Source organism: Haemophilus sp. THUN1692 (assembly GCF_059704395.1).
On sequence record NZ_AP046579.1, the window covers coordinates 1,523,736 to 1,543,180 of the forward strand.

Consider the following 19,445-nt stretch of genomic DNA (forward strand, 5'->3'; position numbering starts at 1 on the left):
AAGAAAAAGGAATTTCTTAGATATATGACATATAGAAAGTTTCTTTGGACTATTAAATTCACTGCACTTCTTATATAGCTAATATAAAAAAGGAGAATCAAATGATGCTCCTAAAATTTAAACCTAACTCAAGCGTGCTCTTCTGCTTTTTCAACCGTTCCTTTGACGGTCAGACAAATTTCCGTTGAAATCAAATGAGAAAGCGTTGACGCCAAATATTCTATTTTCTCAAGATTGCCATTGCCTGATTCATCAAAATAACCTTGCTCTTTCAAATTTGCAATGAACATAGAAAAGACGGCTTTATCAAAGAACTCTGGTGCATTAATACCATGTAACACAGATAAACGCTGTGCAACGAGTTGGCTTTCTTTTTCCAGTTCTGCACGTGAAATATCTGGTTGTTTTTGCAAAATTGTCACCGTAATGTAGTAACGTTGCAAGATTTCACGCATTCCAGCAGACCAAAGTTGTAAAATACGTACTTTTGATTTATTGATAGATAAGAAATTATCATTAGAGTTAATCACCTGTTGGCGCGCAAATTCATCAATAATTTGGTGAATTTGAGTTTTTAACTCTTCTTCACTAAAGTGCAAGAATAACTCGCCTTTTAAGAACGGATAAATCTTGCCGACAGCCTCCACTAATAAATCTTTTTGAATAGCCTCGTAATGCAAAATGATGCTTGCGACCAAAGACGGCAATACAAATAAGTGTTGAATGTTATTGCGATAGTAAGTCATCAAAACGGCCGACGCGCGTTCCAAACGCACAATTTCCCCAAAGTTATCCTTTTCGACTAACACGCCAACACGATCAAGCGTTAATACATGATTTAACATCATTTCAGGCGTAGCCGTTGGCAAGACAACATCTGCGGAATAAGGCACGTTTTGTAGTAATTGTTGGTAACTCGCCAATTGTTCTAAAAGTTGCTCACGAGAAAGTGCACGCTGACGAGAAGACAGTAATGCGGTTCCAACTAAATTCATTGCATTCACCGCGGCAGCTTTATTAATGTTTACCATCACCTGTTTTGATACAGAATCAACTGCAGGAGCAAACCACTGTGGTTTTTCTTCGTGATTTTGCTCTTTCCAATCAGGAAAATGTTGGCTCAAATAGTTTGAAAGCGTAATTGGCTCACCAAAATTCACAAAACCTTGACCAAGATTGCGTAATTTTTTTATTACTCGAATAACCAAACCTGCATTTTCTTTTTCTTTCGCTGCGCCACGCAATTCTTTTGCGTAAGTATCCACTTCTAATACATGCTCATAGCCTACATAAACTGGAACAACGGAAATTGGACGAGTTTGATTATGTTGCAACGCTTGAAATGTCATCGACATCATGCCCGTTTTTGGCGCAAGTAAACGACCAGTGCGCGAACGCCCCCCCTCAATAAAATATTCTACAGAATAGCCTCGATGGAATAACTCTGATAAATATTCGCGGAAGATTGCAGAATATAATCTATTTCCTTTAAAAGTGCGGCGAATAAAGAATGCGCCCCAACTGCGGAACATTCTACCCACAGGCCAGAAATTTAAATTAATTCCTGCTGCGATATGCGGCGGAACAAGCCCTTGATGATAAAGCACATAAGAAAGCAATAAATAGTCGATATGACTACGGTGACAAGGCACATAAACAATCTCATGACCTTCAAGTGCTAATTTACGTACTCGATCTGCATTTTGCACATCAATACCAGAATAAAGTTTATTCCAAAGCCAACGTAAAAAACGATCAGCGGCTCGTAAACTTGAATGGCTTACATCTGCAGCGATTTCATCCAAAATCTTATGCGCTTCTTTTTGCGCTTTTTCAATACTGATATTTTTCGATTTTGCTTCATCTTCAATCGCGCGTTGAATTGCTTCTGATTGCAATAATTTATTAAACATAGCTTGGAGATTTGGTAAACGCGGACCTGTCGCAGAAATGCGCTGTTTAGCAAAATGCATTTTTGCAACTCGAGCTAGCTTTTGCGCAATTTTTTCATCGGAGCCATGCTCATTCACCATATAACGTAATGAAACGGCTTGAGAAAAACGTACAAAAGTATCACGCCCAAACCAAATAGCAGCAAAAGTTTTTTGCACGCCATTTAACAAACGCAAGTTAGGCAAGCCAGATTTATCTTCATGCCCAGGAGAACGCCCCCAAAGGACAGAAACTGGAATAAGTTGCACATCTAAACTCTCTGAAGTGCGGTGTAATTCGAGGTATTTATTGAAGATCGTGGTGGTTTCATCTTTCGCACCTTTCGATTTAAAAATGCGGCGTCCCTCATCTAAATAGACATAACGAGGCAACTTCACACCTGCAATTTCATTTTTCTCAGCAGGATCAGGCAAACCTAACGCCAAACAATTTCGACGGAAAATAACGAAATCGGTTTGAGAGGTATAAGGCAAAACATAAACAACAGGTTGGTGAATATTGAGGGAAAGTTCTTCTATCGGATTGGCTGGAATTGGATTATTTTTCACTAATACTGACAGAGGCAAGCTCAATAATTGACGATACATATTTACAAAATTTGCCATGATAAATTTTCTCTTTGTTGTAAATTTGAAATATTTTAACACATCTGATCTCAACCGCTTTAAAAAATTTAGTGGCAGAATGTGACCTAATACACAGATTTAAAAAATAACTATTGCAACTTCACATAATCTGTATACAATACCAGTTATCTGTATTTAAAAACAGGAGTGTATATGAGACCATTAACAGCACGCCAACAAGAAGTGTTGGATTTATTAAAACGTCATTTAGAAACAACTGGCATGCCACCAACACGAGCCGAAATTTCTCGAGAATTAGGCTTTAAATCCCCCAACGCGGCTGAAGAACATTTAAAAGCGCTTTCACGCAAAGGTGCGATTGAAATTATTCCTGGCGCATCTCGGGGTATCCGCATTTTAGACAATAGTGCAAATGAAGAATTTGATGGTTTACCACTCGTGGGCCGCGTAGCGGCTGGAGAACCAATTCTCGCAGAACAACATATCGAAGCAACTTATCGCGTAGATGCCGATATGTTTAAACCACAAGCAGATTTCTTACTCAAAGTTTATGGTCAATCCATGAAAGACATTGGTATCTTAGATGGTGATTTATTAGCTGTACATAGCACCAAGGATGTACGTAATGGACAAATTGTCGTTGCCCGTATTGAAGATGAAGTGACGGTAAAACGCCTTGAGAAAAAAGGTTCTATCATTTATCTACACGCAGAAAATGAAGAATTTGATCCAATCGTGGTAAATCTTGAAGAGCAAGAAAACTTTGAGATTGAAGGCATTGCCGTAGGGATCATTCGCAATAATGCTTGGATGTAATCTGAGTAAATTAGCGAATAAAGTGCGGTAAAAATTTCCTGTGTTTTAGCGCACTTTTCTTCGTCTAAAATTCTGAATTTGCCATTCTTTTTACCGCTCTCTATAATGCAATCAATCTTGAATTTAAATAAAGGATGGAAAAATGCAGTTTTCCAAAATGCACGGATTAGGCAACGATTTTGTTGTGGTTGATGGCGTTACTCAAAATGTTTTTTTCACGTCAGAAACCATTCAACGCTTAGCTGATCGCCACCGTGGAATTGGCTTTGATCAACTTTTACTTGTCGAGCCACCTTATGATCCTGAACTCGACTTTCATTATCGCATTTTCAATGCTGATGGAAGTGAAGTTTCGCAATGCGGAAATGGTGCCCGCTGTTTTGCTCGTTTTGTGACATTAAAAGGACTAACTAACAAAAAAGACATCGCGGTTAGCACGCAAAAAGGCAATATGGTTCTAACGGTAAAAGACGATAACCAAATTCGTGTGAATATGGGTGAACCGATTTGGGAGCCAGCAAAAATTCCATTTACCGCAAATAAATTCGAAAAAAATTACATCTTACGTACAGACATTCAAACCGTATTATGTGGTGCCGTTTCAATGGGAAATCCTCATTGTGTTGTGCAAGTAGATGATATTCAAACAGCAAATGTTGAACAACTTGGCCCTTTGCTAGAGAGCCACGAGCGCTTTCCCGAACGTGTCAATGCTGGTTTTATGCAAATCATCAATAAAGACCATATTAAACTTAGAGTTTATGAACGTGGTGCAGGAGAAACGCAAGCCTGTGGAAGCGGAGCTTGTGCAGCTGTTGCAGTTGGAATTATGCAAGGTTTATTGAACAATCGAGTTCAAGTCGATTTGCCAGGCGGTTCATTAATCATTGAATGGGATGGCATCGGTCATCCACTTTATATGACTGGCGAAGCAACCCATGTATATGACGGTTTTATAACCCTTTAATCTTCTTATCCCCATCAAATTATTAAAGATGAGGATTTTATTCCCCATTTACGCAAACGTTTTCGTTTTGGTGTTTTTCCTTTATAATAGCCCGCGATTTTTACCTCAAACACAACTCAAAGGTACCCGTATGTTTCAAACTTTTCGTGGCTCCCCCGCCCTTTCTGAATTCCGTATTCAAGGCTTAATGCAAAAATTCCAACAAAATCAATTACCGGTAAAATCGGTTTACGCGGAATATTTGCATTTTGTGGAATTAAATCGACCGCTTGTTAGCGAGCAGGAAGCAAAATTAAAAGCATTGTTACATTATGGTCCAACTTTGGCAGAACACGATGCCAAAGGCGAAACCTTTATCGTGATTCCACGCGTCGGCACCATTTCTTCTTGGTCTTCTAAAGCGACAGATATTGCGCATAACTGTGGTTTAAGTGAAGTGGAGCGTATTGAGCGTAGTTTGGCGTATTATTTTGAGTTAAGCCAACCGCTTGATGAAAAAACAACTGAAAAATTGACCGCACTTTTACACGACCGAATGATGGAAACGGTGGTGCGCAATCCACAAGATGCTGAGATTTTATTCCGCCATCAAGATCCGAAACCGTTCAAAACCGTGGATATTTTAAAAGGCGGACGTGAAGCCTTGGTCACAGCTAACGTAGAATTAGGTTTGGCACTGGCAGAAGATGAAATTGATTATTTGGTGGAAAACTTCACTCAATTAGGGCGCAATCCACACGATATTGAACTTTATATGTTCGTGCAAGCCAACTCTGAGCACTGCCGCCATAAAATCTTTAATGTAGATTGGATTATCGACGGCAAAAAACAGGATAAATCCCTATTTAAAATGATTAAAAATACCTTTGAGAAAACCCCTGATTTCGTGCTTTCAGCCTATAAAGATAATGCTGCGGTAATGGAAGGCTCAAAAGTCGGCCGTTTCTTTGCGGATCAAGATGGACAATATCGCTATCACAATGAAGATGCACATATCTTAATGAAAGTGGAAACCCACAACCACCCAACCGCAATTTCGCCATTCCCTGGCGCTGCAACAGGTTCAGGCGGTGAAATTCGTGACGAAGGGGTAACGGGTCGTGGTGCCAAACCTAAAGCAGGTTTAACCGGTTTCTCCGTATCAAACCTTGTCATTCCAAACTTTGAACAACCTTGGGAAAATCCACTTTCCAAACCAAACCGTATTGCTTCAGCCTTAGATATTATGATTGAAGGTCCATTAGGTGGCGCAGCATTTAACAATGAATTTGGTCGCCCTGCGTTATTGGGTTATTTCCGTACCTACGAAGAGAAAGTCAACAGTTTCAATGGGGAAGAAGTGCGTGGTTATCACAAGCCGATTATGTTAGCGGGCGGTATCGGTAACATTCGTGGCGAACACGTTCAAAAAGGCGAAATTCCAGTCGGTGCGAAATTGATCGTATTAGGCGGCCCAGCCATGAACATCGGTTTAGGCGGTGGCGCTGCGTCTTCCATGGACAGTGGTAAATCAAAAGAGGATTTAGATTTTGCCTCTGTTCAACGTGAAAACCCAGAAATGGAACGCCGCTGCCAAGAGGTGATTGACCGCTGCTGGCAATTAGGTGATGAAAACCCAATTCTCTTTATTCACGATGTGGGCGCTGGCGGTTTATCCAATACGATGCCTGAATTGGTGCATGATGGCGAACGTGGCGGTAAATTTGATTTACGCTCCATCCTTTGTGATGAAAAAGGCATGTCGCCATTAGAAATTTGGTGTAACGAATCGCAAGAACGTTATGTCTTAGCGGTTGCGCCAGAAAAACTCGAATTATTTACCGCACTTTGTGAACGTGAGCGTGCGCCGTTCGTGGTCATTGGTGAGGCAACGGAAGAGAAACATTTAACCTTACACGATAGCCATTTTGACAATAATCCAATTGATTTGCCAATGAATGTGTTATTAGGCAAAACCCCGAAAATGATGCGCGAGGTTTCGTCAAAAACTGTCGAAAATCGACCGCTTGCAACGGAAAATATTCAATTAAAAGAAGCTTTCCATCGCGTATTACGCTTACCGGTGGTGGCTGAAAAAACCTTCTTAATCTCCATTGGTGACCGTTCGGTAACCGGTATGGTGGCACGCGATCAAATGGTCGGCCCATGGCAAATTCCTGTATCGGATGTAGCCGTGACAACTGCGTCATTAGACAGATATCACGGCGAAGCCATGGCAATGGGCGAGCGCGCACCTGTGGCATTATTAGACTTTGGGGCATCTGCACGTTTAGCGGTAGCAGAATCCATTACTAACATTGCAGGCACTAACATTGGCGATATTAAACGTATCAAACTTTCTGCAAACTGGATGTCTGCAGCGGGTCATGGTGGTGAAGATGCCGGCTTATATGAAGCGGTGAAAGCCGTAGGTGAAGAACTTTGCCCTGCATTAGGTATTACCATTCCTGTGGGTAAAGACTCGATGTCGATGAAAACCACTTGGGAAGAAAATGGCGAGAAAAAATCCGTTACTGCACCGCTTTCTTTAGTGATTTCATCTTTTGCGCGCGTGGAAGATGTCCGAAAAAACGTGACACCTCAATTACGCACAGACAAAGGCGCTAGCCGCTTATTGTTGATTGATTTAGGCGAAAGAAAAAATCGCTTAGGCGCAACCGCACTTGCGCAAGTGTATAAACAATTAGGTGATAAACCAGCCGATGTGGTGAACGCAGCCAAACTGAAACACTTCTTTGATGCAATGCAAGCATTAGTAGCAGAGCGTAAATTATTGGCTTACCATGATCGTTCTGATGGTGGTTTAATTACCACGCTTGCAGAAATGGCATTTGCGGGTAATTGTGGTGTAGATGTGGATATTTCGGCATTAGGCGACAATGATTTAGCCGTGTTATTCAATGAAGAATTAGGTGCGGTGATCCAAGTATCAGAAAGTGAATTAAGCGCAGTGCGTGAGGTATTAAAAGCCCATGACTTGCTTGGCTTAACTTATGAACTCGGTTCTGTAAGCTTAGAAGATCGTTTTGAAATCACGCGCGGCAGCAAAAAACTATTAAGCGAAAAACGCTCTGAATTACGCGGTATTTGGGCAGAACTCACTCACCAAATGCAACGCTTACGTGATAACCCAGAATGTGCTGACCAAGAATTTGAAGTGAAAAAAGCAACAGACAACAAAGGTTTATCCGCTCACTTAACCTATGATGTGAATGAAGATATTGCCGCGCCATACATCAGCAAAGGCGTGAAACCAAAAGTGGCCGTATTACGTGAACAAGGCGTAAACAGCCACGTTGAAATGGCAGCGGCTTTTGACCGTGCAGGCTTTGCCGCGATTGATGTTCACATGAGCGATTTAATGGCGGGGCATTACAACTTGAATGACTTCAATGCAATGGTGGCCTGTGGTGGCTTCTCTTACAGTGACGTATTAGGCGCAGGTGGCGGCTGGGCGAAATCTATTTTGTTCAACCCACAATTACGCGATCAATTCAGCCAATTCTTCGCCAATGAAAATACCCTTTCATTAGGCGTATGTAACGGCTGTCAATTTATCTCGACCCTTGCGGAAATTATTCCTGGTGCAGAAAATTGACCACGTTTTGTGCGTAATAAATCAGAACGTTTTGAAGCGCGTGCTGCAATGGTGAAGATCAACGACACCAATTCATTGTGGTTTAAAGGCATGGCGGGTTCACATATGCCGATTGCCGTTTCTCATGGTGAAGGACGCGTAGAATTCAAAACACCTGAGAATTTGACCGCACTTCAAGCGCAAAACTTGATTGTGGCACAATATATCGACAGCCATTTAAACGTGACGGAAACCTATCCTGCCAATCCGAATGGTTCGGCACTAGGTATTACAGCCATTTCTAACGTGGATGGTCGTATCGCCGCGATGATGCCACACCCAGAACGTGTATTCCGTGCCGTGAGCAACTCATGGTACCCAGAAGATTGGTCTGAAGATGGTGCTTGGATGCGAATTTTTAGAAATGCGAGAGTGAATTTCAAATAATGTGAGATTACTCACAGAAAATTAATCAAAAATAAGAGATACTACCAAGTTGGTATCTCTTTTTTATTGCGTAAACCTGAGTAATAAAAAAATGCCAACAATATTAGGGAGTAATATTGTAAATAATTTATATAAAAATTCTTGGACATTATGTCCGTAATATCAATTGAACTATATGAGGAGTCCTAAATGAGTGCATTAGTTACATTGCTAGCTAATATTGTTGCGCCATTGCAACGTCAAATTTATTAACTGCGATTTGTGTTGTGATGGTTTGGATTGGTGGCTTAAAAGTTTGCCAATATGAAGCAGATGGTATAGCACATTTTGTGTCAAATAGCCCTTTCTTAAGCTTCCTTTATAAAAATGGAGCGAATATGGTAGAAAATGATAAGGGTGTTTTAGTAAAAGAATATACCTTATATAAAAACCCTGAAGGTAAAATGGTCGCAAAAAATATTGAATGGCATAAAGCTAATGGCACCTATACGGCTTCTTATATTATTGGCGCGATGATCGTGACCATTGGTATTTTAGTATTAGCGGGAATTTGGTCTCCAACATTAGGTTTATTCGGAGGCTTACTCACCTTTGGCATGTCGATAGTCACGCTGTCGTTCCTGATATTTACGCCAGAAACCTGGGTGCCGAATTTAGGAGGGGACTTCCCAACCCCTAATTATGGCTTCCCATATCTCTCAGGTGCCGGCCGACTCGTGATTAAAGATATTATTATGATGGCAGGTGGCTTAGTTGCTGCAGCAGAATGTGCAAAACGCTATTTAAATAATAAAAAACAATTTGCTTAATTGCGTTATTTTAAAAGGTTTGCCAGGATAAACAGCAAGCCTTTTTGTTATTAAAATATAAAACTAATAATAAAAAATAGATAATATTCCACCTACTATCTGTTTTTATTGGAGAATATATAATGAATTTTAATGCGGAACCTAAAATTATACAGGATATCTTAAGTTTAGAGAGAGTATGTTGTACCAAGATATCAAAGAGAATATTCTTGGGAAGAAGAACAGATCCAGGAATTTTGGGAGGATATTAATGAACAGATTGATTATGGATGTACCCCATTCAAAGCTAAGGAATATTTTATAGGATCATTAGTTTTAATAAAAGATACAGATTCAAAATATTATATTATTGATGGGCAACAAAGAATTACAACGATAACTATCTTTTTATCTGCTTTGGTTAATATTGGAGATGAATTGGCTAAAACAGCACAAAATGGAAAGGAATACGAAAAATTTAGTAATACCTGTTATAGATACATCGAAGGAAAAGATACAAATGATGATCCATTTTTTAAATTAAAAAGTGAAAACAATAGTGAATTCTTTCCTAATGAAATACAATTTAGAAAAAAGAATAAAGCATCTAAACATAGTATTGATCTTTCGCCTCTTGAAAATAAGAGGTTAAATAAGGCCTATAATTTCTTTTATAATAAAATTAAAGATGAAATAGTAAATGGCAATGGAAAAATGACCCTTTGGTTTTTTTGCAGGTTTTACGAGAGCAGTTAAAATTATGTGAAACAATTTATATCACGGTAGATAATAAGAAAGATTCGCAAAAGATATTTCAAACTTTGAATGCTAAAGGAAAAAAGTTAGAGTATATTGATCTTATAAAAAATGAATTATTTTCTGTTTTAGATTCTACTCATCCCAATGATTTTGCAAAGGAAAGTTGGATTAGTATAAAAGAAAATATTCAGAGTATTAAAAATGAAACATTAACCTACTTTTTCTATCAGTATTGGAATGCAAAGTACAAGAGAGATTCTGAGTCTGATATTTATGGAAGTTTTCTAGATGAGGTGGAATGCAGTGAAGAAAAATATAATGAGTTTTTACTCGACTTATTAAATTCATCACAACAGTATCTAAAGATAGCATTACCTAATAAAGAAGACTGGAAGAATTTGGAGCATAAGGAGATTTATGAGTCGCTAAAAAAACTAGAGGTTTTTAATATTAAAATAGCAAGACCGTTAATTCTTGTATTGCTTCAGTTGTGGAATAATAAAAGAATCAGTTTAAAAAATTTAAAAGATATTCTTAATAAAATATCAATATTTCATTTTATTCATTCTGAAATAACATCCTCTCCTAAATCAGGTCTAGAAATAAGCTATGCTACATATGCCAGAAGAATTTATAAATGCACAGGAGATAATAAAGAAATAGTAACAATTATAAGAGAGTTAGAGGCGAAACTTAAAGAAAAACTAAAACTAATACTAGAATCTCTTGTTTTAGATAAGTTTACGAAACTCTCTTTCTTAAAAGATAAAGAAACGATTAACCTTATATTTATGCATCTTGAGATGTTTGTGTATCGAAATACTAGAGAATTATCTATAAACAATATGAGTTTAGAACATATTACTCCGCAATCTCAAATAAAAGGAAGTGCTAAGAAAGCTTGGGAGCATAGAATAGGTAACCTTATACCCTTAGGACCAGAAATCAACTCAAAATGTGATTCGAAAAGTTTTAAAGCTAAATTAAAATTATTTGAGGAGTCAGAATTAGAGATAGTTAGAGATTTTGTTTCTAAGTATAGAAATAGTGCAGGTTGGGATCAGAAATCTTCTGAAAAACGAGCAAAAGAGTTGGCTAGTCAGTTTTATAATTCTATTATTACTACTTTTGGCATGAAGTAGTCTACAATGTGACTTGTAAAAGCACTGTTTCTTTACATATGATTAGCTACGAATTCATGCAGAGAAACATGCATTATTAATTTGATAAAGGAACAGAGAAGTAGCGGTCAAGAATCATAACGAATTTTGGCCACTTTTTGATCTGCCCCCCAAAACCTGGACGCCTAATTTGAGGTGCAGATTATATCCTACTCTTATCAATTTCGTTTGAAAATTATCAAACTCGTCACCGAACAGGATTATGGTATCCGTGAGGTGGCGAAACTTTATAAAACTTCCCATGGTCTCATCATTTATTGGCTAAAAGCATTTCGGAAAAGAGGGCTTGATGGCGTAAAATCGCCTTATACAAACCTTAAAACACTGAAAATAATGAAGCCAAAGATGAAAAAGAAAGAAATTGAAATCCTAAAAACAATAGACTTTTCTAATTCCGCCACGCTTTATTTTTCCAAATGACTTTGACCAACTTTACAATATTGCATTAGAATACGAACCTTTGATTTTTGCTGTAAGGAATAAAAATGGAAGAATCTCCAGAATTAGAAAAATTACCACGAATTATTACTGGTGTATTGAAAATCGTGCTTTGCACGGCATTGATTACGTTGGCGATTGTACTCATCATTGCCCTTGGAAAAATTACTTATACTTTAGCAATGATGGTGCTTAATACTTCGGCTGTGGTGCCTTATAACGTGGCTGAACAAGCAGTGATGTTTTTCTTATATTTCGGGTTTATTGGTTTGATTGTGCAGTATTTTAAAAGTGGCTATCACTTCCCTTTGCGCTATTTTATTTATGCTGGGATCACCGCGATGTTGCGTTTAATCATTGTTAATCATGAAAGCTCGGTGGATACCATCTTATTTGCAGGTGCAATTTTGATTATGGTGATCGCACTTTGTTTGGTGTTATATTCTAATAAACTGAAAAATATATAGCTTTATATTCAAAGCAACAAAAAACGCACTTCAATTTGAAGTGCGTTTTGTCTTTTAAGTTGAGTTACTCAGATTTGCTTTCTAAAAGTGCGGTTGAATTTTCTTCTATTTTTTCTTCCGCACTTTCTGAGACGACATCTTGAATTGCCATCACTGATTTCAAATTCTCTTGGCGAACTTGCTCAGCTAATGCTTTATCACCCGCTTGTTCAAATACATAAGATGCCATCATCGAATCATTTGGCTCTAACTGTTCAGGGCAAGCTATCACGTTTTTGAATACGTCTGCTGCTTTAGCAAATTCATTGTTACGAACATATAAATAACCCAAAGCACGATTGATACAGCATTTTTGTGTCTCATCTGCACGTTTTGCACGTTTTTCGATTAGCTTGAGAAGTTTACTATTATCTTCTGGTTGTAAACGTGTAATTTGAGTACAAAGTTCTTTGCTAATGCTAGTGTTATCACCAATTTTCTTCAATACTTCAACAGTAAATTCTGATGCTGACTCATGATCATTACAATCAATTAAACGCTGAATTAAACCAACTTTGAGATCAATATTATTACGACGACTACGAGACTGAGCATCCCACCATTCAAGTAAACCATCTACGCCTTCTTCATTCATTTTCTCATCGAGCAAACCATTTTCTGTTTGAGAACGAAGATCTTTGAACTCTTCAGCACTGAATAAACCGCTATTTTCAACCCCATCTAGAATCTTATCGAGGGCTTGATAAGCTTTAGAACGAAGATAAATTTCTACCGCCAGTTTTAACACTTCTTTATTGCGGTCAGCCATTTCTAGCAAGCTATCCACAGAGCTGCGCGCTGCGGGCAATTTGTTTTGTTGCAATAAAATACGCGTGCGGGCAATTTCCACCAGCAAATTATCTGAACCAGCTAATTCAGTGGCTTCAATCAAATAGCGATTTGCGCTAAATTCATCACCTCGTTGTTGTGCTGCTTCAGCTGCTTTGATGAGGTTTAACACAGGCTCAGCAGAATGTTTGGCATTCTTACCAATCAATTTTTCTGCTTTGGCGTAATCTCCTTCATTCATCTTCATCAAACCTTCAAGGGTTTGTTTCTGCGCTCTCACACGTTTACGGCTAGAAAACCAATTATAAGAACCGCGGCTTAAACGTAAAAAACGCGTTACGATCCATTCCAAACCATAAATAATCGCTAAAGCAATTACGAAGAAAATCACTAATGTCGTAATCGACATTTCAACGATATTATTTGTTGTTTCAATACGAACATAGCCTTGCTGACCAGAAAGATAAGGCCCTGCAATCAACCCAGCAAGCAATGCTAGCATTAAAAAAAGCACTCTAAACATAGGCTATCCTTATTTTTGTGGCTCAGCTTTTGCCGGTTGAGATTCTTGTTTTTCTGGTGCTGATTGTTCTGTTGCCGCACCTTCAGCTTTAGGCATGGTTTCAATGACTTTATCCGCTTCAATTTCCACCTTTTGAACATCTAACGGCGCACGATTAAGATATTTATCAAGCAAGGTCAAACTTTGTAATTGCTCTGGCACATCGACATAAATAGAGGAATCAGCCAGCTCATCCACTGATTTTAAGAAATTTTGCGTCACTTCTGCATTCGTATCAAAATAGCTACGAACCCAAGAGGCAACTGCATCTAAAGATTGTTTATAAAGTTCATCTTGCTGGCGTGGCACGGCCATAATAGCAAGTTGTAAACGTAAACGAATGTTCTCACGCAGATAAATATCTTGGTTTGGAGCAAGCAATTCTTTTTTATCCGCACTTTGTTTTGGCGAAATACGAATAAAATGATTGAGGAAAGAAGTTGCGCTCTTTTCCACATTTTGCTGCCAATCTGCAATATCATCAGATAATTTACCGCTCTTTTCTGGGGCTTCATCAAAATTCACATTCAGCGCTTGTAACTCATCCACAGTATTGGCAAGCTGTGAAAGTTTTTGCATTACTGCATTTTGGTCTACACTTGAAAGTGAAAGAAGTTGTTTTAAATCTTGGTTGATTGCAGTACGAATTGTATTCGCTTGTGAATTGTTTACCTTAACGAGTGTTTCATCAGCCAATTTTAATAAAGAAATAGCTGTATCAACATCGTTATCTAAAACAAGTTTACGCAAGGCGTTATTTAACAAGAAATCTGCTTCGGAAAATAACCAGTCACTCGGTTGTTGCGCACCAGCCAGTTGACTAACTTGTTTTACTTGAGCTTGTAACGTAGCAATTTCGCTTGTTTTGCCTGCAACTAATTGCTCAAGTTGCTCGACTTTATCTTGTGCGGTTTTTAAGCCTTGTTCTAATCGTGTAACCTGTCCACTATTATCAGACACAAGGGCAGAAACAGCTACACCACTTTGGCTTTCAAGTGCGGTTAATTTTTGCTGAATTTCAGCTACTTGTTGCTGACCAAAATAATAACCAGACCCACCGACACCTAGCGCAATGAGAATTGCCAATAAACTCAATGCTGTGCCCGTTTTTTTCACAATAGTCTGTGTAACTGGCTGCATCGTTTCAGTTTTTTCAACCACCGTTTCCGGCGTATCACCGACTTGTTCAGTGATATCGTTAGATTGATCTTTTGCCATATCAATTCCTTAATAAGTCAGATTGAGTAAGGTATTCAATAAATTCAAATTATTGCCCTTTAGGAAAATCACAATATTTTTCCCTTAGGCTTATTTTTAAAATCTGTAATGCGTTCGCTTTGACAAGAAAAATACGGAGCGGTTCTTCCACCAACTGTAAAGAAATGTAAATCCTTACATTAGTGAAATTAAGTAATTTACGCAATGAAATTGAAGGTTATCCTATCACTCTTAGGTTAAAAAGTCATTTTGATTGTTGATATAAGAAACACCTCAGATATGAGAAATTGAATTAAAATTTTGCTTTCTGATAATTTAAAGTCTCTGATGCTTCAAAAACTGTGATTTGTGTCACAATTTTTTGCATTTATACTCTCTAAGTGGTAAATTGTTCGCCAATTTTTGTTGTTCTGGTAGGGACACCGCGTGGAATACAATCTAGCACAAGCAAAACAATGGGTTAATGCCTTGGATCAACGCCGTTTTGAGCGTGCATTACAAGGTTCTGGCGATGTATTTCAACACGTTTTAGCGGTTGTTCCTTTACTTTTACACCTAAACCATCCGCAACTTCCAGGCTATGTTATTCACACCCCCTCTGGCATTGCAAGTTTCCTCGCATCTGATTATCAAAAAAAATGGCTTACCAATGAATACGGTATTCACTATGCCGATCATAAGTTTTCAACACTCAAAAGTGCGGTAAATTTTCACGAGGTTTTACCACCAATTCTAGGCATTTATTTAATGGGTAGCTTTGGCTCAATAAGTCAAACCGCTTCTTCAGATCTCGACACTTGGATTTGTGTCCGAGACGGCTTAACTCCTGATGAACACGCTCTTCTTATCCAAAAAACTAAACGGATTAGTGAATGGGCAATGCAATTTAATGTGGAAATTAATTTTTATTTGATGGATCAACAACGTTTTCGCAACGAACATTACGCTGACCCACTGACTATTGAAAATAGTGGTTCTGCGCAATATATGTTATTGCTTGATGAGTTCTATCGCTCCGCCGTACGCTTAGCAGGTAAACCTCTACTTTGGTTACATTTATGGGTAGAAAATGAAAAAGACTATGAAAAAGAGGTCACTCGTTTAATTACGGAAGGGGAAATTGATCCAAATGATTGGGTCGATTTTGGCGGTTTAGGACAATTTTCTGCAAACGAATATTTTGGTGCCAGCTTATGGCATCTTTATAAAGGGATTGATTCGCCTTATAAATCTGTGCTCAAAATTTTGTTGTTGGAAGCCTATTCCAAGGAATACCCAAACACTTGCTTAATTGCCCGCACTTTTAAGCGAGATCTACTTACAGGCAATACCAATCCTGATCACCATTTTGATCCTTACATTGCCATCCTTGCAAAAGTAACCCAATATTTAACCGCACTTTCTGAATTTAAGCGTTTGGATTTTGTGCGCCGTTGTTTCTATGTGAAAGCAACGGAAGATCTTGCACTTTACCAAGCTAATAATTGGCGTGTTCGTTACATGGAAATCCTTGCTCATGAATGGGGATGGTCTGCTGAAACGGTGAAACACCTCAATAAACGTCCATTTTGGAAAATTAAAGCAGTCAAAGAAAGCCATGATAACGTGGTGAAGTTTTTAATGTTGAGCTATCGCAATTTAGTGGAATTTGCGCGAAAGCATCACATTCACTCGAGCGTCGTGCCACAAGATATCAATATTCTTTCTCGCAAACTTTATACTGCTTTTGAAGAACTTCCCGGCAAAGTGTCCTTACTCAACACACAGATATCTCACAATTTATCAGAAGCACACCTGACTTTTGTGGAAGTCCGCGGCAATAAACATTTTAAAGATGGCTGGTACCTTATCAATCAACCAACGCACCATATTATGTTCTCCAAAGAACGAGTCATTGAATACGGGGAAAGCCTAAATAAATTAGTCTCTTGGGCATATTTTAATCATCTGCTAACGGAAAAAACGGGGCTTGCCATTTTTAGCAAGAATGTGACTCTAAGTACATTACAACGCTTTGTCACTAACTTGGGTCAATCTTTTCCAAGCACCATCGCCAAGCAACCTAAAAATAGCGATTTATTGAATCAATGCGAAATTCGTAGCTTATTTATTGCCATAAATCTCACCACCGATCCAACATCCAAAGTAGAAGAAGTATTAACTGGCATTTCATCACGAGATTTATTTAGTTTTGGAGCGCTTGAACAAAGCCTTGTGGGTAGCATCGATTTTACTTATCGCAATGTGTGGAACGAAATCCGAACGCTCCATTTTGAAGGGCAAAATGCCATTTTGCTTGCGCTAAAAGTGCTTTCTAACAAAATTTATCGTGGCGTTAATCGCCCAGATTCCATCCAAGTCTATTGTTATAGTGAACGTTACCGCCAAGATTTACGCCAATTAGTGATGGGATTAGTCAATCGATGCGTTAGCATCCAAGTAGGCGATATTCAACAACCTTGCCAAACATCACGCTTACGCGTGGCGGGTAAAAACTGGCAATTATTTTTTGAAGATCGCGGGATTAGCTTACAAGAAATCGGAAATGAATCGGTCTGTAATGAAGCTGAAAGTGCGGTGGATTTTGACGAAGTTTTACAAACGCCAATTGAAGATGGAGAGACAAACCAAGAAAGTCGTCGCTATCCACCAGAAATGGATGCCTTCGCAAGTGAAGGATTCCTACAATTCTTTTTTGAAGATAATTCCGATCACAGCTTCAATGTTTACATTTTAGATGAATCTAATCGTCTCGAAATCTATCGCCACTGCGATGGTGAAAAAGATGAAAAAGTGCGGGAAATTAATCAACTTTATCAAAGTGCTAAACTGGAAGGCGATAAAAATCCTTACAATATCGTTCAACGTAATTTTAACTATCCTCAATTTTATCAACTACAAAATGGAAAAAATGGCATATCCATTGTGCCGTTTAAATTCCGCCCAGTGAATAAGTAATATTTTCCTGTGGTTGATAGGTCACCGAAAGATATCTATACTTATTTCCTCTTTCACTAGATAAATTGTGGATATGACAACTTCGCAAACACCAATCACTGTGCTAGGTGCGGGATCTTATGGAACTGCGCTGGCAATTACCTTTTCTCGCAATGGTTCTCCCACTTATTTATGGGGGCACAATCCCGCCCATATCGCCCAAATGCAGATAGAACGACAAAATTATCGTTTTTTACCAGATGTCATCTTTCCTGAGGAACTTCATTTAGAAAGCAATCTTGCACAAGCAATGGAATATTCTCAAGATATTTTAATCGTGGTGCCAAGCCATGCTTTCGGTAAAATTCTTATAAAAATCAAACCGCACTTAAAAGCTCATCACCGATTAATTTGGGCAACAAAAGGTCTGGAACGTAACACGGGGCGTTTACTACAAACCGTAGTTGAAGAACAACTCGGAACACAATATCCACTAGCTGTACTTTCGGGTCCAACTTTTGCAAAAGAATTAGCACAAGGTTTACCAACAGCTATCACGCTCGCTTCCAATAACGATCAATTCGCGCAGGAATTTCAGTCTCGTATTCATTGTAGTAAACATTTTCGAGTCTATATAAATTCGGATATGATTGGCGTTCAACTTGGTGGTGCAATTAAAAATGTGATCGCAATTGGCGCAGGTATTTCAGATGGTATGGGATTTGGCGCAAATGCTCGCACCGCACTGATTACGCGTGGCATTGCAGAAATCAGCCGATTAGGTACCTTTCTCGGAGCAAATCCCAATACGTTTATGGGAATGTCTGGATTAGGCGATTTAGTGCTAACTTGCACCGATAATCAATCGCGCAATCGATGTTTTGGATTAATGCTAGGTGAAGGATTAGATGCCAAAACGGCTATGGAAAATATCGGGCAAGTCGTGGAAGGTTTTTATAATACAAAAGAAGCCTATTTGCTTGCACAAAGACAAGGTGTGGAAATGCCGATTACAGAACAAATTTATCAAATGCTGTTTTGTGGCAAAAGTGCACAAGATGTAGCAATCAGCCTTTTGGGGCGAGAATGTAAAGGCGAATAAAAGGAAAAATTATGACATTAGATGTGTGGCAACATATTCGCCAGGAAGCCAAAGAACTTGCCGAAAACGAACCTATGCTTGCGAGTTTTTTTCATTCTACGATTTTAAAACATCAAAATCTGGGCGGAGCTCTAAGTTATTTATTGGCTAACAAATTAGCCAATCTTATTATGCCAGCTATTTCTCTCCGTGAAATTATTGAAGAAGCCTATCAAGCCAATCCTTCGATCATTGATTGTGCTGCTTGCGATATTCAAGCTGTCCGCCACCGCGATCCCGCTGTGGAGTTATGGTCCACTCCATTGCTTTATTTGAAAGGTTTCCATGCGATTCAAAGTTATCGAATCACTCATTATTTATGGAATCAAAATCGTAAATCCCTTGCCCTTTATTTACAAAATCAAATTTCCGTGGCTTTCGATGTCGATATTCATCCAGCTGCGAAAATTGGCCACGGTATCATGTTCGACCATGCAACAGGTATTGTTGTAGGGGAAACATCTGTAATTGAAAATGATGTCTCAATTTTGCAAGGCGTAACGCTTGGCGGTACGGGAAAAGAATCAGGCGATCGCCATCCAAAAGTACGCGAGGGTGTTATGATTGGGGCGGGAGCAAAAATTCTCGGTAATATTGAAGTGGGTAAATATGCCAAAATTGGAGCAAATTCTGTTGTGCTTCACCCCGTACCAGAATATGCCACAGCAGCGGGTGTACCTGCTCGCATTGTGAGTCAAGATAAAGCGGCAAAACCTGCTTTTGATATGAATCAATATTTTATCGGCATTGATGATGGCATGAATTTGAATATTTAAGGA

10 protein-coding genes and 4 pseudogenes are annotated in these 19,445 nt (G+C 38.7%); 11 read left to right on the plus strand and 3 right to left on the minus strand.

Translation table 11 applies throughout. The features are described from left to right. Positions 1 to 128 precede the first annotated feature (128 nt). The gene (gene plsB / locus AC6H0A_RS07735) at positions 129 to 2,558 is read right to left on the minus strand and encodes a glycerol-3-phosphate 1-O-acyltransferase PlsB (protein WP_179230791.1); all 2,430 of its coding nucleotides are present in this window, start codon (positions 2,556 to 2,558) and stop codon (positions 129 to 131) included. Between the two features lie 174 nt (positions 2,559 to 2,732). Between plsB and lexA the strand changes: the two genes are divergently transcribed. From lexA to psiE, 8 genes and pseudogenes are all read left to right on the plus strand, one after another. Continuing rightward, positions 2,733 to 3,356: a transcriptional repressor LexA gene (gene lexA, locus AC6H0A_RS07740; RefSeq protein WP_005632942.1), complete on the plus strand. Its 624-nt coding sequence runs from the start codon at positions 2,733 to 2,735 to the stop codon at positions 3,354 to 3,356. A 142-nt stretch (positions 3,357 to 3,498) separates the two neighbouring features. Then, a complete protein-coding gene (gene dapF / locus AC6H0A_RS07745) occupies positions 3,499 to 4,323 on the plus strand; it encodes a diaminopimelate epimerase (protein ID WP_005640866.1) in 825 nt (274 codons plus the stop codon). A 130-nt stretch (positions 4,324 to 4,453) separates the two neighbouring features. Beyond that, positions 4,454 to 8,347 (plus strand): annotated as a pseudogene (purL, locus tag AC6H0A_RS07750) (phosphoribosylformylglycinamidine synthase). Between the two features lie 189 nt (positions 8,348 to 8,536). Then, a pseudogene (locus tag AC6H0A_RS07755) lies at positions 8,537 to 9,156 on the plus strand (YkgB family protein). 189 nt (positions 9,157 to 9,345) lie between these two features. After that, positions 9,346 to 9,891, plus strand: a pseudogene (locus tag AC6H0A_RS07760) (GmrSD restriction endonuclease domain-containing protein); the annotation flags it as partial. Continuing rightward, complete coding sequence (locus AC6H0A_RS07765) at positions 9,858 to 11,036, plus strand: HNH endonuclease family protein (RefSeq protein ID WP_070047029.1); 1,179 nt, start codon at positions 9,858 to 9,860, stop codon at positions 11,034 to 11,036. The pseudogene AC6H0A_RS07760 and the gene AC6H0A_RS07765, both read left to right, overlap by 34 nt. 183 nt (positions 11,037 to 11,219) lie before the next feature. Further along, positions 11,220 to 11,474: pseudogene (locus tag AC6H0A_RS07770) on the plus strand (transposase); the annotation flags it as partial. Positions 11,475 to 11,560: 86 nt separating this feature from the next. Then, a complete protein-coding gene (gene psiE, locus AC6H0A_RS07775; protein WP_005641027.1) occupies positions 11,561 to 11,980 on the plus strand; it encodes a phosphate-starvation-inducible protein PsiE in 420 nt (139 codons plus the stop codon). Positions 11,981 to 12,044: 64 nt separating this feature from the next. Here the strand turns inward: psiE and AC6H0A_RS07780 are convergent, their stop codons facing one another. Then, complete coding sequence (locus AC6H0A_RS07780) at positions 12,045 to 13,331, minus strand: heme biosynthesis protein HemY (RefSeq protein WP_005641025.1); 1,287 nt, start codon at positions 13,329 to 13,331, stop codon at positions 12,045 to 12,047. Positions 13,332 to 13,340: 9 nt separating this feature from the next. Further along, positions 13,341 to 14,588 carry a uroporphyrinogen-III C-methyltransferase gene (locus AC6H0A_RS07785; RefSeq protein ID WP_179230790.1) on the minus strand — a complete coding sequence of 416 codons (1,248 nt, stop codon included), beginning with the start codon at positions 14,586 to 14,588 and terminating at the stop codon, positions 13,341 to 13,343. 426 nt (positions 14,589 to 15,014) lie between these two features. On the opposite strand from AC6H0A_RS07785, the gene AC6H0A_RS07790 reads away from it, so the two are divergent. The 3 genes from AC6H0A_RS07790 (at position 15,015) to cysE (ending at position 19,442) form a co-directional block, all read left to right on the plus strand. Further along, the gene (locus tag AC6H0A_RS07790; protein ID WP_005641022.1) at positions 15,015 to 17,546 is read left to right on the plus strand and encodes a class I adenylate cyclase; all 2,532 of its coding nucleotides are present in this window, start codon (positions 15,015 to 15,017) and stop codon (positions 17,544 to 17,546) included. Positions 17,547 to 17,619: 73 nt separating this feature from the next. Beyond that, a complete protein-coding gene (gene gpsA / locus AC6H0A_RS07795; protein ID WP_005641020.1) occupies positions 17,620 to 18,627 on the plus strand; it encodes an NAD(P)H-dependent glycerol-3-phosphate dehydrogenase in 1,008 nt (335 codons plus the stop codon). 11 nt (positions 18,628 to 18,638) lie between these two features. Next, the gene (cysE, locus tag AC6H0A_RS07800) at positions 18,639 to 19,442 is read left to right on the plus strand and encodes a serine O-acetyltransferase (protein ID WP_005641018.1); all 804 of its coding nucleotides are present in this window, start codon (positions 18,639 to 18,641) and stop codon (positions 19,440 to 19,442) included. The last annotated feature ends 3 nt before the right edge of the window (positions 19,443 to 19,445 follow it).

Bases quoted from the DNA above. Each gene is read 5' to 3' on its own strand.
- psiE (WP_005641027.1), top strand. From the start codon at position 11,561: ATGGAAGAATCTCCAGAATTAGAAAAATTACCACGAATTATTACTGGT.
- lexA (WP_005632942.1), top strand. From the start codon at position 2,733: ATGAGACCATTAACAGCACGCCAACAAGAAGTGTTGGATTTATTAAAA.
- AC6H0A_RS07780 (WP_005641025.1), bottom strand. From the start codon at position 13,331: ATGTTTAGAGTGCTTTTTTTAATGCTAGCATTGCTTGCTGGGTTGATT.
- plsB (WP_179230791.1), bottom strand. From the start codon at position 2,558: ATGGCAAATTTTGTAAATATGTATCGTCAATTATTGAGCTTGCCTCTG.
- dapF (WP_005640866.1), top strand. From the start codon at position 3,499: ATGCAGTTTTCCAAAATGCACGGATTAGGCAACGATTTTGTTGTGGTT.
- gpsA (WP_005641020.1), top strand. From the start codon at position 17,620: ATGACAACTTCGCAAACACCAATCACTGTGCTAGGTGCGGGATCTTAT.
- AC6H0A_RS07785 (WP_179230790.1), bottom strand. From the start codon at position 14,588: ATGGCAAAAGATCAATCTAACGATATCACTGAACAAGTCGGTGATACG.
- cysE (WP_005641018.1), top strand. From the start codon at position 18,639: ATGACATTAGATGTGTGGCAACATATTCGCCAGGAAGCCAAAGAACTT.